Origin of the sequence: Erwinia oleae (assembly GCF_000770305.1) — a bacterium.
Lineage (GTDB): Bacteria > Pseudomonadota > Gammaproteobacteria > Enterobacterales > Enterobacteriaceae > Erwinia > Erwinia oleae.
The window spans coordinates 94,222-108,995 of record NZ_JNVB01000004.1 but is presented as its reverse complement, the minus strand read 5'-3'; the positions used below and the strand labels follow the sequence as shown (position 1 = coordinate 108,995).

Annotated in this window: 14 protein-coding genes and 1 riboswitch; of the genes, 6 read left to right on the top strand and 8 right to left on the bottom strand. The window is 59.2% G+C overall.

Translation table 11 applies throughout. The features are described from left to right. On the bottom strand, positions 1-455 hold a 455-nt coding region (gene moaB / locus GS12_RS02640; RefSeq protein WP_034943632.1), incomplete at its 3' end, for a molybdenum cofactor biosynthesis protein B. 14 nt (positions 456-469) lie between these two features. Beyond that, positions 470-1,459, bottom strand: coding sequence for a GTP 3',8-cyclase MoaA (gene moaA, locus GS12_RS02635; RefSeq protein WP_152601338.1), 990 nt, complete (start codon positions 1,457-1,459; stop codon positions 470-472). Continuing rightward, a riboswitch (molybdenum cofactor riboswitch) is annotated at positions 1,446-1,580 on the bottom strand. (Overlaps the previous gene by 14 nt.) 185 nt (positions 1,581-1,765) lie before the next feature. On the opposite strand from moaA, the gene yvcK reads away from it, so the two are divergent. Further along, positions 1,766-2,674: a uridine diphosphate-N-acetylglucosamine-binding protein YvcK gene (gene yvcK / locus GS12_RS02630; RefSeq protein ID WP_034943627.1), complete on the top strand. Its 909-nt coding sequence runs from the start codon at positions 1,766-1,768 to the stop codon at positions 2,672-2,674. 32 nt (positions 2,675-2,706) lie between these two features. Here yvcK and uvrB read toward each other — a convergent pair whose 3' ends face one another. After that, the gene (gene uvrB / locus GS12_RS02625) at positions 2,707-4,737 is read right to left on the bottom strand and encodes an excinuclease ABC subunit UvrB (RefSeq protein WP_034943624.1); all 2,031 of its coding nucleotides are present in this window, start codon (positions 4,735-4,737) and stop codon (positions 2,707-2,709) included. A gap of 869 nt (positions 4,738-5,606) precedes the next feature. On the opposite strand from uvrB, the gene GS12_RS02620 reads away from it, so the two are divergent. Beyond that, positions 5,607-6,335 carry an ABC transporter ATP-binding protein gene (locus GS12_RS02620; RefSeq protein WP_034943621.1) on the top strand — a complete coding sequence of 243 codons (729 nt, stop codon included), beginning with the start codon at positions 5,607-5,609 and terminating at the stop codon, positions 6,333-6,335. Between the two features lie 21 nt (positions 6,336-6,356). Here the strand turns inward: GS12_RS02620 and bioD are convergent, their stop codons facing one another. The 4 genes from bioD to bioB are packed head-to-tail and all read right to left on the bottom strand — an operon-like array spanning position 6,357 to position 9,946. Beyond that, positions 6,357-7,031 (bottom strand): dethiobiotin synthase, encoded by a 675-nt coding sequence (gene bioD, locus GS12_RS02615; protein WP_034943618.1) that lies wholly within the window; start codon positions 7,029-7,031, stop codon positions 6,357-6,359. Next, on the bottom strand, positions 7,024-7,779 hold the full coding sequence (gene bioC, locus GS12_RS02610; protein WP_034943615.1) for a malonyl-ACP O-methyltransferase BioC: 756 nt from the start codon (positions 7,777-7,779) through the stop codon (positions 7,024-7,026). The genes bioD and bioC overlap by 8 nt, the downstream gene beginning before the upstream one ends. Continuing rightward, the gene (gene bioF, locus GS12_RS02605) at positions 7,763-8,914 is read right to left on the bottom strand and encodes an 8-amino-7-oxononanoate synthase (protein ID WP_034943612.1); all 1,152 of its coding nucleotides are present in this window, start codon (positions 8,912-8,914) and stop codon (positions 7,763-7,765) included. The genes bioC and bioF overlap by 17 nt, the downstream gene beginning before the upstream one ends. Then, positions 8,915-9,946: a biotin synthase BioB gene (gene bioB / locus GS12_RS02600; protein WP_034913507.1), complete on the bottom strand. Its 1,032-nt coding sequence runs from the start codon at positions 9,944-9,946 to the stop codon at positions 8,915-8,917. An 88-nt stretch (positions 9,947-10,034) separates the two neighbouring features. On the opposite strand from bioB, the gene bioA reads away from it, so the two are divergent. The 4 genes from bioA (at position 10,035) to GS12_RS02580 (ending at position 13,649) form a co-directional block, all read left to right on the top strand. Continuing rightward, complete coding sequence (gene bioA / locus GS12_RS02595; protein ID WP_034943609.1) at positions 10,035-11,327, top strand: adenosylmethionine--8-amino-7-oxononanoate transaminase; 1,293 nt, start codon at positions 10,035-10,037, stop codon at positions 11,325-11,327. A 95-nt stretch (positions 11,328-11,422) separates the two neighbouring features. Then, positions 11,423-12,466, top strand: coding sequence for an NADP-dependent oxidoreductase (locus GS12_RS02590; RefSeq protein ID WP_034943607.1), 1,044 nt, complete (start codon positions 11,423-11,425; stop codon positions 12,464-12,466). An 11-nt stretch (positions 12,467-12,477) separates the two neighbouring features. Next, positions 12,478-13,158, top strand: coding sequence for a type 1 glutamine amidotransferase domain-containing protein (locus GS12_RS02585; RefSeq protein ID WP_034943605.1), 681 nt, complete (start codon positions 12,478-12,480; stop codon positions 13,156-13,158). 14 nt (positions 13,159-13,172) lie between these two features. After that, positions 13,173-13,649, top strand: a complete 477-nt coding sequence (locus tag GS12_RS02580) for a kinase inhibitor (protein ID WP_034943604.1) — start codon at positions 13,173-13,175, stop codon at positions 13,647-13,649. A gap of 35 nt (positions 13,650-13,684) precedes the next feature. Here the strand turns inward: GS12_RS02580 and pgl are convergent, their stop codons facing one another. Beyond that, positions 13,685-14,683, bottom strand: coding sequence for a 6-phosphogluconolactonase (gene pgl / locus GS12_RS02575; RefSeq protein ID WP_034943602.1), 999 nt, complete (start codon positions 14,681-14,683; stop codon positions 13,685-13,687). Between the last annotated feature and the right edge of the window lie 91 nt (positions 14,684-14,774).

The window sequence follows — 14,774 nt, the reverse complement described above, 5'->3', positions numbered from 1 at the left end:
ATGATGATCTGCTCCCACGCGCTCTGGCAGGCGCCGGTCGAGCCCGGCACGGCGAAAATCAGCGTCTGATTCGCCAGCCCGGCCACCGCACGCGATTGCAGCGTGGCGCTGCCGATCTCCTCCCAGGAAACCATGCGAAACAGTTCGCCAAAGCCGTCTATCTCGCGGTCAAACAGCGGCAGAAGCGCTTCCGGCGTGCTGTTTTTACTGTGAAAACCGGTGCCGCCGTTAATCAGCACCACCTGTACGTCGCTGCTGGCAATCCAGCTGGAGACCACCGCACGGATGCGGTAGCGGTCATCTTTCACCAGGGCGCGATCGAATACGTGATGCCCCGCGTCGGTGAGGGCTTCGCGAAAATAGTCGCCGGAGGTGTCGCTGGCCGCGTCGCGGCTGTCGGAAATCGTCAGCACCGCTGCGTTAAGCGGAATGAATTCTGCTGCGGGTTTAGCCATTATTACGTTCCTTATTAACCGCCAATGAATGAGAGATTTTGCGTGACGCCGGTATTGCCCTGATGCAGGAAATGCGTCTGCTTCTTGCTGTGCAGGCTGGCGGCGATGCGTGCCTGAAGCTGCGTCTGCTGGTCGTCGGACTGAAGCAGATCGCGGAGCGAAACGCCGCCGTCGCCAAACAGACACAGATGCAGCTTGCCGGTGGCCGATACGCGCAGGCGATTGCAGCTGGCGCAAAAATCTTTCTCGTAAGGCATGATCAGGCCGATTTCGCCCTGATAGTCCGGATGGCGAAATACCTGCGCAGGGCCGTCGCTGCGCGCGCGGGCCTGCTGCGTCCAGCCCTGCATCAGCAGGCGATCGCGGATCACCTCGCCGGAAATATGGTATTTGCGAAACAGCGCGCCGCCGTCGCCGGTTTCCATCAGCTCAATAAAGCGCAGTTGAATCGGGCGGCTGCGGATCCAGTCGAGGAAGGTGTCCAGGCTGCGGTGGTTGACATCGCGCATCAGCACGGTATTCACTTTGACCTTGCTGAAACCAGCCTCGAAAGCGGCATCGATGCCGCTCATTACCTGATGAAATTTGTCCTGTCCGGTGATGGCGTGAAACTGCCGCGCATCGAGACTGTCGATGCTGACGTTGAGCGCGGTCAGGCCCGCATCGCGCCATTTCGCCACGTCACGCGCCAGACGATAGCCGTTGGTGGTCACCGCCAGCTGGCGGATCGCGGCGTTTTCACGCACGGCGGCAATGATGTCGGTGAAGTCGCGGCGAAGCGTGGGCTCGCCGCCGGTCAGACGGACTTTCTCCGTGCCCGCAGCCGCAAAGGCGCGCGTGACGCGACGGATTTCATCCAGCGACAGGAAGCTTTTGTTGGCCGTGCCGTGCGGTTTGTAGCCGTCGGGCAGGCAATAGTTGCAACGAAAATTGCACACGTCGGTGATCGACAGCCGCAGATAATAAAAACGGCGATCGAAGCTGTCAGTAAATTGTGGCACCAGAACACCTTTCCAAATACGGGGGATGCAGGCATTTCTTTCTGCACCCTGGCAACAAAATTGTTGCGGCCTGGCCTCCATATCATGCGACGTAGGCTGTCCAGGCTAAGTGTGTTTTACCGATTTTCGGTAGAACAGGTTGCGAAAATTCTACCGCGAATGCGAACGGGTTACCAGAACGACCTTTCGTTGTATATTTTGCTATATATCGTATTTTAACCGCTTTTTCCCTGCACGATAAGGTAAAATAGTCGACGACCCGCTGTGTTGCGCCGGGTCAATTTACCGTTACATCACTAAAGGAGATTTATGCGCAATCGCACTTTAGCCGATCTCGATCGCGTTGTGGCCATCGGCGGCGGACATGGTCTGGGCCGCGTCATGTCGGCACTTTCTACTCTCGGTTCACGACTGACCGGCGTAGTCACCACCACGGACAATGGCGGTTCCACCGGGCGTATCCGGCGTTCTGAGGGCGGCATTGCCTGGGGCGATATGCGCAACTGTCTGAATCAGCTCATCACCGAGCCCAGCGTGGCGTCGGCCATGTTTGAATATCGCTTTGCCGGGAACGGCGAACTGGCGGGACACAACCTTGGCAACCTGATGCTGAAGGCGCTGGATCACCTCAGCGTCCGCCCGGTTGAAGCGATTAATTTGATCCGCAATCTGCTCAAGGTCGATGCCTTTTTGATCCCGATGTCGGAGCAGCCGGTCGATCTGTTGGCGATCGACGACGAAGGCAACATGATTTATGGCGAAACGGCCATCGACCAGATGCACAACGCGCCACAGTCGCTCCGGCTTTCGCCCACGGTTAACGCCACGCGCGAGGCGATTGAGGCAGTAGGCGAAGCAGATTTAATTCTGATCGGCCCCGGTAGCTTTTACACCAGCCTGATGCCAGTGCTGCTGATGCCGGATATGGCGCAGGCGCTGCGCCGCACGCCCGCCACCATGGTATTTATCGGCAACCTCGGAAAAGAACTCAGCCCTGCTGCTGCGCGTCTGACGCTGGCTGATAAGCTTGCGATAATGGAAAAAGCCATCGGCAAAAAAGTGATCGATGCGGTGGTGATTGGCCCGCACGTGAACACGCAGGGCGTGGGCGATCGGTTAATTATTCAGGAACCGCTTGACGCTGCTGATATTCCCTATCGTCATGACCGTCAGCTGCTGCACAACGCGCTGGAACACGCGATCCAGTCCATTGGCTGAAGGTGGCGGGCGCGGCAGATGCCGCGCCGCACTCAGGACGCGGCGATAAACAGCTCGCGCGCCTCGTGGAGCTGATCGCGAACGTGCGCCGCCTCTTCAAACTCAAGGTTCTGCGCATGCTGCTGCATTTTCGCTTCCAGTTCGCGGATTTTCTTCTGGAGTGCCTGCGGCGTCAGCGCCAGGTAAGTGCTGTCATCCTCAACGATATCGCGGGCCGACTTGCTGCCGCGGCCTTTGTTTTTGTTGAGTTTGTTAAGCCCCTGACCCAGTTCGAGAATATCAGCGATTTTCTTGTTGAGGCCCTGCGGCACGATGCCGTTTTCCGCGTTGTAGATGGTCTGTTTCTCGCGACGACGTTCGGTTTCATCAATAGCCCGCGCCATCGACGGCGTAATTTTGTCGCCGTATAATATCGCTTTGCCGTTGATATTACGCGCTGCGCGGCCGATGGTCTGGATCAGCGAGCGCTCGGAACGCAGGAAGCCCTCTTTGTCGGCGTCCAGAATCGCCACCAGCGACACTTCAGGCATATCCAGCCCTTCCCTCAGCAGGTTAATCCCCACCAGCACGTCGAACTCGCCAAGGCGCAAATCACGGATGATTTCAACGCGCTCCACGGTATCAATGTCGGAGTGCAGATAGCGCACCCGCTCGCCGTGTTCAGTGAGATATTCGGTAAGATCCTCCGCCATGCGCTTGGTCAGTACCGTCACCAGCACGCGCTCGTTAATGGCCACGCGCTTACGGATCTCTGACAGCAGATCGTCCACCTGAGTGGTGACCGGACGCACCTCAATCAGCGGATCGAGCAGGCCGGTTGGCCTCACCACCTGATCGATGACCTCACCGCCGGATTTCTCCAGTTCATAGTTGCCCGGCGTGGCGGAAACGTAAATCGTCTGCGGCGCCAGCGCTTCGAACTCTTCAAATTTCATCGGGCGGTTATCCAGCGCGGAGGGCAGACGAAAGCCATACTCAACCAGCGTCTCTTTACGCGCGCGGTCGCCGCGATACATGCCGCCAATCTGTGGAATGGTAACGTGCGACTCATCGACGACCAGCAGCCCGTCGGCAGGAAGGTAGTCAAAGAGCGTTGGCGGCGCTTCGCCCGGTCCGCGACCTGACAGGTAACGCGAGTAGTTTTCGATACCGGAGCAGTAACCCAGCTCGTTCATCATCTCCAGATCGAACTGCGTGCGCTGCGAAATGCGCTGCTCTTCCAGCAGTTTGTTATTCTCCAGCAGCGTTTTTTTACGCTCGACCAGTTCAACCTTGATGTCTTCCATGGCCTGAAGAATGCGCTCGCGCGGCGTGACGTAATGCGTTTTGGGATAGATGGTATAACGCGGGATCACCGAATCAATGTGGCCGGTCAGCGGATCGAAAATCGACAACCGCTCCACTTCTTCATCGAACAGCTCCACGCGCAGGGCGTATTCATCCGATTCCGCCGGGAAGATATCGATCACTTCGCCGCGCACGCGGAAGGTGCCGCGCTGGAAAGCCTGATCGTTGCGGGTGTACTGCAACTCGGCAAGGCGGCGCAGAATGGCACGCTGATCGATCACCATGCCGCGCGTCAGATGCAGCATCATTTTCAGGTAAAGATCGGGATCGCCAAGACCATAGATTGCCGACACTGACGCCACCACCACCACGTCGCGACGCTCCAGCAGAGCCTTAGTGGCAGAGAGACGCATCTGTTCGATATGCTCGTTCACCGAAGCATCTTTCTCGATAAAGGTATCTGAACTGGGGACGTAAGCTTCAGGCTGATAATAGTCGTAGTAGGAAACGAAGTATTCCACCGCGTTATCCGGGAAAAACTCTTTCATTTCGCCATAGAGCTGCGCCGCCAGGGTTTTATTCGGTGCCAGCACCATCGTCGGGCGATTAAGGGCGGCAATGACGTTCGCCACGGTAAAGGTTTTTCCTGAGCCGGTTACGCCCAGCAGCGTCTGATGAGCCAGCCCATCCTCCAGCCCCTCTTTCAGACGACGGATAGCCTCAGGCTGGTCGCCGGAAGGTTTAAAATCGGAGTTGAGTTTAAAGACTTTGCTCATTACGTTACGTACCTGATGGTTAAAGCGCGGACAGGAGATTAATTCTACTCTGCTACGGCGATTTTTCCAGCAAAAAACAGTGGATATATACACAGTCCTCAAGCCGGATCCGTTTACTTACTCGCCATTTGCGCTTATGCCAAAGGCGGCATTAAAAATGAGAATAGCGCGCAAGCGGTTATCCCCAGAACGGGCAAGCGCTTTAACATTTGTCAAGCCTGTCGAATAAAAACTATGTCAGTAATGTTAAGCCAATTTTTTGGCTCTTGATTTTATACAACTCATTGATTTAAAAAACTTTAGGTAACAAGGCGCGTTTCGCACCAATCTGACTCCAGGCCGCGTCCGCTCTCGCCTGGCGAGGGTTTTAAGTCACTCATGCACATGGTTATCCACAGGAATAGTGGATAACTGACGGCAGCGCCCGAACCATCTCATGTGCATAAATCGCCGCAAACAGTCCCACGCGCCTGCAAAAAAATTTTTTCCGTTTTTTTTCGATTGGCGTTTGCCTGCGGGCCGCCCTGCCTGGCACAAATCGGCCCGTTCAGCCAGCCCCCGGCGCTTTTTTTTAACGCGCGCGCCCGGGCGTTTTTTTGCTGCTGCACCGAAGAAATGCCCCGTGCGGGTGCAGCGAAGCAAATGATTAACTATCCATTACTCGCTGGCCCTGAAAAAAGCGGCAACGGGGGCTTATTTCGCGTTGTTATCAGACAACTGGCCCATAACTTGCAATGCTGACTACAACGCTGCACGCTTTCTTTTCGCCAGTTCACGAAGCCGCGGCACGTTTAACACAACTGTTTGCAAGACGACGCAGAGCGGACGCAAGCAGAGGCGATCGAAAACTGTCTGAAGGAGAGTGGAAGATGCTCAGCTTACGTTCAATTAATCAATTCTATGGTCAGAATCACATCTTATGGGATGTTGATTTGGATCTGTCGCCCGGTACCTGTACCGGCGTGGTGGGCAGCACCGGCATGGGCAAAACAACCCTGGTGAACTGCATTATGGGCCATTTACCGATCAACAGCGGGTCCATCACCTGGCAGGAGGGTAACCTGCCGCCGCTGGATCTGCTGCATCAACCCGTCGAGCGTCGGGCGGCGCTGGGTATCGGCTATGTGCCGCAGGGACGGCAGATCTTCTCACAGCTCAGCGTGGAGGATAACCTGCACATCGCTCTGCTCTCCGGCGCAGGCGAGGCGCGACAACGAGGCATTCCGCCGATGGTGTTTGAGCTTTTTCCACTAATCTGGTCGCTGCGCCACCGCCGCAGCGGCGATCTCTCGCTGGATGAGCAGCAACAGCTGGCGCTGGCGCGTGCGCTGGTGCTACAACCCAGGCTGCTGATCCTGGATGAACCGGTAGAAGGCATGTCGCCGTGGCTGGAAGAGGAGATGGGAAATTTAATTCACCGGTTGAATCATGACTTTGGTCTGACGATTTTACTGCTGGAGCAGCGCATCTCGTTTATTCGCAAAGTGGCCGATTACTTTTTGCTGCTGCACCGGGGACGGGGCGTGGCCCGCGGCGAGGTTGCGCAGCTCAATGAGAGCATGGTGGATACCTGGCTGACCACGCAGAGCACCGGTTAACGATGCACTGCGCGTCGGGGTTTACGTCGGCAGGCGCACATAGCGATCGAGGCGCTCAAACGCGTCGGGCGCGGTCAGATGCGGGATCTCACCGAGCATCGGCGCAGGCAGCCGCTGTTTCAGCGTCTCCAGATACGCCGCATAGCGTTTTCCGGGGCGCTCGATAGCGTTGGCGATCCAGCCGGCCAGCCGCAGTCCGCTGGCCTGAATCGCCTGCGCGGTGAGCATTGCGTGATTAATGCAGCCCAGCTTCACGCCAACCACCAGCACTACCGGAAGCTGCTCCTGCTCCACCCAACCGGCAAAAGTAGTGGTCTCTGAGAGCGGCGTAAACCAGCCGCCCGCGCCTTCAACCAGCACCCACTCTGCGCGTTCAGTCAGCGTCGCCAGGCCGGCAGAGAGCTGCTCAAACGCAATCGGCCTGCCCTCTTCCGCGCTGACGATATGCGGCGCGGTGGGTTCCGCAAAGGCCAGCGGATTGATCTGTGCATAGGGCAGCGACAGCGCGCTGTTTTTTTGCAGCGCCAGCGCGTCTTCATTACGCAGCCCGTCCGGCGTCATCTCGCAGCCCGAAGCCACCGGTTTATATCCCACGGCGCGCAGGCCCGCCGCGCGCGCCGCCTGAAGCAGCGCGGTGCTTGCCACGGTTTTACCTACTTCGGTATCGGTTCCGGTTATAAACCAGCGTTCAGTCACGTTCAATTACTCCATAAATAAGCTGATAGCTGAGCAGGCAACCGCGCGCGTCGCGCGGCCAGACCTGCTCCAGCCGGATAAGATGTTGGCGGGTCAGCAACGCGCGGCGGCCCTGATGCAGATGCGTTGCGCCGATACCCTTCAGCGAACGCAGCGCGCTCAGAACGTCCGGGAAAGCCAGCGTCATCGTCTGCGGGTGCAGCGTCAGCGGCAGATCCTTACCCGCTTCGGCAATCGTGTCGGCGGTAAGAAAGCGGTTAACGGGCGCTGGCATGGCAAGATGCTGCCAGGCGAACGAAAGCTCGCTGAGCGATCCCGCCGCCAGCGTCGAAAAGAGTACCTGGCCGTCAGGACGCGTCACGCGCCGCATCTCGTGCAGCGCCTGGCGCAGATCGGCGCACCACTGCACCGCCAGATTGCTCCAGCAGAGATCAAATTCCGCCTCACCGAAGGGCAGCGCTTCGATGTCGCCCTGCCGGTAACCGTGCGCCGTCTGCTGCGTCTCGGCCTGTTGGAGCATCACCGGCGAGAGATCGAGGGCGGTGACCCGGTTGCCCGCCTCGCGCCATTGACGGCTGAACCAGCCCGTACCGCAGCCAGCGTCCAGCACCGCCAGTCCGCTGTGGCGCAAGGCAAAGGCCTTCAGCGCCTCGCCGCTCATGCGCTGGAGTTCAGCAAACTGATTGTAGTGCGTCGCCGCGCGGCCAAACGCCTGCGCCACCGCCTGCTTGTTAACCTCTTGCGTCATTCAGCGCCTCCAGCAGCCGTTGGATCTCTTCCGACCGATGCGCCGCGCTGAGCGTGATGCGCAGCCGCGCCGTACCGGGCGGCACCGTTGGCGGCCGGATCGCCGTCACCCAGCAGCCCCGCGCGCGCAGCGTGTCGGCCAGCGCCAGCGCGCGCGCTTCGTCGCCCACTATCAACGGCTGGATTGCCGTCAGCGAAGGCGTCAGTTTGAAGCCGCGCGCGGCGGCACCGGCTTTAAACAGCGCGATATTCTCTGCCAGCCGCTGGCGCTGCGCATCGCCCTGCCTGACGCAGTCCAGTGAAGCGCTCAGCGCGCATGCCTGGGCGGGCGGCATTGCCGTGCTGTAGATCAAATGGCGGGCGAACTGGATCAGATAGTCTGCCGTTTCGGCCTGGCAGAGTACCGCCGCGCCGCTGACGCCAAAGGCCTTGCCGAAGGTAACCACCAGCAGTTCCGGCTGCACCTGCTGGTGCCACGCGCTGCCGCGCCCCTCTTCGCCGGTGACGCCGATGCCGTGCGCATCGTCCACCATCAGCCAGCCGCCGTGCTGGCGAGTAAGGGCGTGCAGGGCGGACAGCGGCGCGCTGTCGCCATCCATGCTGAAGACGCCTTCGGTTACCACCAGCGTTTCTCCGCCGTCGACGCCCGTCAGCAGCGCGGCCAGCACGTCGGGCTGGTTATGTGCAAAACGGCGCAGCGTAGCCGGACTCAGCGCCGCGGCCTCCAGCAGCGAGGCATGTGACAATTTGTCGGCGAAGATGCGGTCGTTTTTTGCCATCATCGCCGCAATAACCGCCTGATTTGCCGCAAAACCTGAAATGAACAGCAGCGCGCGCGGATAGCCAAGCCAGTCGGCCAGTTCCTCTTCAAACGCGGCGTGCGGCGCGCCGTAACCGGTGACGTGGCCCGATCCGCCCGCGCCCACGCCGTAACGCTCTGCGCCCTGCTGCCAGGCGCGAACGATACGCGGATCGCGAGTCAGCCCCAGATAGTCGTTGGCGGCAAAGTTGAGATAGCGCCGGCCGTTCACGTCAAGCGAGGCGCCGCCGTGCGGCTGAATAACCTGCCGCTGGCGAAACTGGCCTTTTCCGCGCCGCACAGCGAGCGCGTCGGTGATGCGTTGCTGCCAGCTCATTTACAGCGCCGCGTTGTAAAACTGTTCGGTATCGGCGTTCAGTAACTGTCCGGCCAGCACCTGCTGCTGCTCGTTATCGCCCGCCGTGGTGGTGTTATGCTGCGGATTCAGGCCAAGTTTGCGGAACAGAACAAGATCTTTATCCTCTTCAGGGTTTGGCGTGGTAAGCAGCTTGCAGCCATAGAAAATGGAGTTCGCGCCCGCCATAAAACACATCGCCTGGGTCTGTTCGCTCATCTGCTCGCGCCCGGCGGAGAGCCGCACGTGCGAGGACGGCATCATGATCCGCGCGACCGCGATGGTGCGCACAAAATCAAAAGGATCCACGTCGTCGTTGTCGGCCAGCGGCGTTCCTTTCACCTTCACCAGCATGTTGATCGGCACGCTCTCCGGCGGCGTCGGCAGATTAGCCAACTGCACCAGCAGCCCCGCGCGATCGTCAACGGTTTCGCCCAGACCGACAATGCCGCCGGAACAGACCTTGATCCCCGCGTCGCGTACTTTACCCAGCGTATCCAGTCGCTCCTGATAGGAGCGCGTGGTGATAATGTTGCCGTAAAATTCCGGCGACGTGTCCAGGTTGTGATTATAAAAATCCAGGCCGGCGTGGGCCAGACGGTGCGCCTGTTCATCGCTCAGCGTGCCAAGCGTCATACAGGTTTCCATGCCCATCTCTTTGACGCCTTTGACCATCTGCTCAAGGTAAGGCATGTCGCGGTCGTGCGGGTTTTTCCATGCGGCGCCCATGCAGAAGCGGCCTGAACCGGCGGCTTTCGCCTTACGGGCGGAGGTTAACACCTCTTCCACTTCCATCAGGCGCTCTGACGCCAGCCCGGTTTTGTAGCGGGCGCTCTGCGGGCAGTATTTGCAGTCTTCCGGGCAGGCGCCGGTTTTAATCGACAGCAGCGTGCTCACCTGCACCTGTTGCGGATCGAAGTGCTGGCGATGCACCTGCTGCGCTTCAAACATCAGTTCGAGAAAAGGCTTATCAAACAGGGCCTGCGCCTGAGAAAGAGTCCAACGGGTTGTCATTGCATGCTCCAAAAAGATCTGTCGTCAACAATCATTGCGTGGTTATACTTGTAAACTAATTTTTTTGAATTTGGTTTACAAGAATTTTATGACACCTGACGACCTGGCTTTCGATCGCGACCATATCTGGCATCCCTATACCTCGATGAGCAAGCCGCTGCCGGTTTACCCGGTGACGGCGGCGAAAGACACCTCGCTTTATCTGGCGGACGGGCGTGAACTGGTGGACGGTATGTCGTCATGGTGGGCGGCGATCCACGGCTACAACCATCCGCGCCTGAATCAGGCGATGAGCAGGCAGATTGCGCAGATGTCACACGTAATGTTCGGCGGCATCACGCATCCTTCCGCCGTGGCGCTCTGCCGCAAACTGGTGGAGATGACGCCAGAGGGGCTGGAGTGCGTGTTTCTGGCGGACTCCGGCTCGGTTGCCGTGGAAGTCTCGATGAAGATGGCGCTGCAATACTGGCAGGCGCGCGGGCAGAAGCGGCAACGTTTTTTAACCTTACGTAACGGCTACCACGGCGATACCTTCGCCGCCATGTCGGTATGCGATCCGCAAAACTCAATGCACAGTCTCTATCAGGGCTACCTGCCGGATCACCTGTTCGCCGCCGCGCCCGTCTGCGGCTTTGGCGATGAATGGCAGCCGGAAGATATTCAGGATTTCAGTCGTCTGATTGTCCGGCACGCTGGCGAACTGGCGGCGGTGATCCTGGAGCCCATCGTGCAGGGCGCAGGCGGAATGCGTTTTTACCATTCTGCGTATTTGCGGCGCGTGCGCGAGCTGTGCGACGCGCACGGCGTGTTGCTGATTGCCGATGAAATCGCCACCGGTTTCGGGCGTACCGGCAAGCTGTTTGCCTGTGAACACGCAGGCATTTCGCCGGATATTCTGTGCGTCGGCAAGGCGCTGACCGGCGGCACCATGACGCTCTCCGCCACGCTGACCACCCGCCACGTGGCGGACACCATCAGCAACGGCGCGGCGGGCTGTTTTATGCACGGGCCGACCTTTATGGGCAATCCTCTCGCCTGTGCGGTCGCCAGTGAAAGCCTGGCGATTCTTCAGGAGAACCACTGGGTGCAGCAGGTGGCGGCCATTGAAGCGCAGTTAACGCGCGATCTGTTGCCGCTGGCCGACAGCAGCGAAGTCAGGGCGGCCCGCGTACTCGGCAGCATTGGCGTGATCGAAACTCATCGTCCGGTAAATATGGCGGCGTTGCAGGCGTTTTTTGTCGAGCAGGGCGTGTGGATCCGTCCCTTCGGCAGGCTTATCTACCTGATGCCGCCCTACATTATTCAGCCCGATGCGCTGAAACGCTTAACCGACGCCATCGGCGCGGCGCTTTCCAGACCCGCGCTGTTTGCCGCCCCGTAGCCTTCACGGCCAGCATCCTGCAACACAGCGCCAGGCAGACGATGCATTGATGCACTACGCTTTTACGGGGCACCGTCCCGCAGAAGGAGTAAATTATGCCGCAAGACAAACACACTAATCGCCGCATCGTGCTGGCTTCCCGCCCGCACGGGGCGCCTGTTGAAAGCAACTTCCGCCTGGAATCGCAGCACGTGCCGACGCCCGGCGCGGGCGAGGTTTTACTGCGTACCGTCTGGCTGTCGCTGGATCCCTACATGCGCGGCCGCATGAGCGACGCGCCTTCCTATGTACCGCCGATCGCCGTCAATGACGTGATGAGCGCCGGCACCGTCGCCGTGGTTGAACAATCAAACCATCCTGATTACGCCGCGGGCGACTGGGTGGTCAGCCAGAGCGGCTGGCAGGATTTTGCACTGTCGACGGGCAACGATCTGTTCAAACTGAGCGGCCCGGTGCTGAAGCATCCCTCCCGGGCGCTGGGTATTTTGGGTATGACCGGTTTTACCGCCTATATGGGCCTGCTGGATATCGGCAATCCGCAGCCTGGCGAAACCGTCGTGGTTGCCGCGGCCACTGGCGCAGTAGGCTCAATGGTCGGACAGATTGCGAAACTCAAAGGCTGTTATGTGGTGGGCATCGCGGGCGGCGAAGAAAAATGTCGCTACGCCGAAGAGGTGCTTGGCTTCGACCGCTGTCTCGATCACCGTTCTGCCAATCTGAGTGAAGCGCTGCGTCGCCACTGCCGTGACGGCATCGACGTCTATTTTGAGAGCGTGGGCGGGGCGGTATTTAACGCTGTGCTGCCGCTGATGAACACCAAAGGACGCATTCCGGTGTGCGGGCTGATCGCCGACTACAACAGCACCGACACCGCGCCCGGCGCAAACCTGCTGCCTGCCTTTCAGAGCGCCATTCTGCGTAAGAGGCTGCGCGTGCAGGGCTTTATTATTACGCAGGACTACGCTAACCGCTTCGGCGAATTTTTCACTCAGATGAGTCAGTGGGTGGCTGAGGAGCGCTTCGTTTTCCGCGAAGACGTGATCGATGGTCTGGACAACGCCCCGGAGACGTTTATCGGCATGCTTGAGGGTAAAAACTTCGGCAAGGTGCTGATCCGTGTCGCTGGCGACAAACCTTAAAGGAACGCCTGATGAAAGTGCTAATGGTTTTAACTTCCCACGACCGCCTCGGTGAAACCGGCAAGAAAACCGGTTTCTGGCTGGAAGAGTTCGCCGCGCCCTGGTATGTGTTCCGCGATGCCAGTATTAACGTGGTGCTGGCCTCGCCCGCTGGCGGCCAGCCGCCGCTCGATCCGATAAGCGATGAGCCCGATGCGCAGACGCCCGATACGGAACGTTTCCGTCAGGACATCGCGGCGCAGCAGGCGTTGGCTAACACCCAACAGTTGGAGAATATCGACAGCAGCACCTTTGATGCTATTTTCTATCCCGGCGGGCACGGCCCGCTGTGGGATCTGGCGACCGACAGAAAAAGCATTGAACTGATTGAGAATTTTTACGCCAACGGCAAGCCGGTGGGCGCGGTGTGTCACGCGCCGGGCGTACTGCGTCACGCCAAAAAACCTGACGGCACGCCGCTGGTGCAGGGTAAGCGCGTTACCGGTTTTACCAACAGTGAAGAAGCCGCCGTGGGCCTGACAAATGTGGTACCTTTCCTGGTTGAGGATGCGCTCAGAGCGCTGGGCGCGGAGTTTGAAAAAACCGATGACTGGGGCGTGTTTACGCTGACCGACGGCCATCTGGTGACCGGCCAGAATCCCGCATCCTCTGCCGCCGCAGCCGAGGAGCTGCTAAAACTGCTTCATCAATAATGCAAGGAGGTGGAATGAAACTGTTAAGCCACAATTTTAACGATGGCGACAAGCTGCCCGAACGTCACGTGTTTAACGGAATGGGCTATCAGGGCGACAACCTTTCTCCGCATCTGACGTGGGATGACGTGCCGTCTGGCACAAAGAGCTTTGTGGTGACTTGTTACGATCCTGATGCGCCGACCGGTTCCGGCTGGTGGCACTGGGGCGTGGCGAATCTGCCCGCCGATACGCGCGTGCTGCCGCAGGGCGCAGGCTCCGGCACCGCCGAACTGCCGTCCGGGGCGGTACAGACCCGCACCGACTTCGGCACCAGCGGTTACGGCGGCGCGGCACCACCCAAAGGCGAAAGCCATCGCTATATATTCACCGTTTACGCGCTGGATGTGGAAAAGCTGGAGGTGGATGAAAACGCCAGCGGCGCGATGTTGGGCTTTAACGTCCATTTCCATCAGCTTGCCAGCGCATCCATTACGGCGCTCTATAGCTGATTCATCGGGCACCCCTTAGCGGGTGCCCGCTCTGCTCAGCGAAGTGAGTGAACCACCACCCACATTGGCCCCTGCCCTACCGCATAGCGCGCCAGCGGCTGCAACAATCCCCGCACGCCCGCAATATTATACACTTCGATATGATGCGATAGCTGTCCGGCGGAGATCAGATACCGGCCCGTATTATCAATATTAAAGCCGCGCGGCTGCGTTTCGGTAGGCTGATGCCCTTCCAGCGTCAACAGGCCGCCGTCTTCACTGACGCTGAAGACAGCCAGCACGCTGGCGGTGCGGTCGCAACTGTAAAGGTGGCGACCATCCGGCGTGAGATGAATATCTGCCGCCCAGCGGGTATCGCTGAACCCTTCCGGCATCATATCCAGGCTCTGTACGCGCGCCATCTCGCCGTGCTGATTGCGCAGGCGCCAGACGTCAACGGTGCTGTCCAGCTCGTTAATACAGTAAGCGTACTGCCGGTTGGGATGGAAAACCATATGCCGCGGCCCGGCGCCCTCGACCGTAGTGACCTGCGGCTGTGCGTGCGGCGTCAGCGTGCCGTTCTCCTGCAAATCAAACAGGCAGATGCGATCCTGTTTCAGCGCAGGCACGTAGAGCGTGTGATTATTCAAATCGATATTGGCTGAATGGCAGCCGTCGAGGCCGTTGATCACCTGAAGCGGCTCGCCCGGCAGGCCATCTTCGCCCACCGGCGAGACGCTGACGCAGGCGTCGTTATAGGAACCGACGAAAATAAAGCGACCGCGACGGTCGGTGGAAATATGCGTTGGACTGCCCGGCAGCGAAGCCTGTCCGGCCTCCGTCAGTTTGCCTTCTGCATCAATACGATACGCGATGATACGAAATCCGGGGCGTACGCCAACGTAGAGAAAACGTCCGTCGGGGCCGACCACCATCGGCTGCACCTCACCGGGCGCGTCCACCACCTGAAGCAGCGTCAGCGCGCCGTCGTCGTGAAGCTGCCACGCGTGGATCTGCTGGCTTTTAGGGCTGGCGGTGTAAACAACCTGTTGCATATCGTCTCCTTTTTGCGGGTGGTGAGTGGCAAAGGGTAGCGCGTTTTTGCCCTCAGCGTGGAGGAATTATGGCGCACGGTTTTGTCGGCAA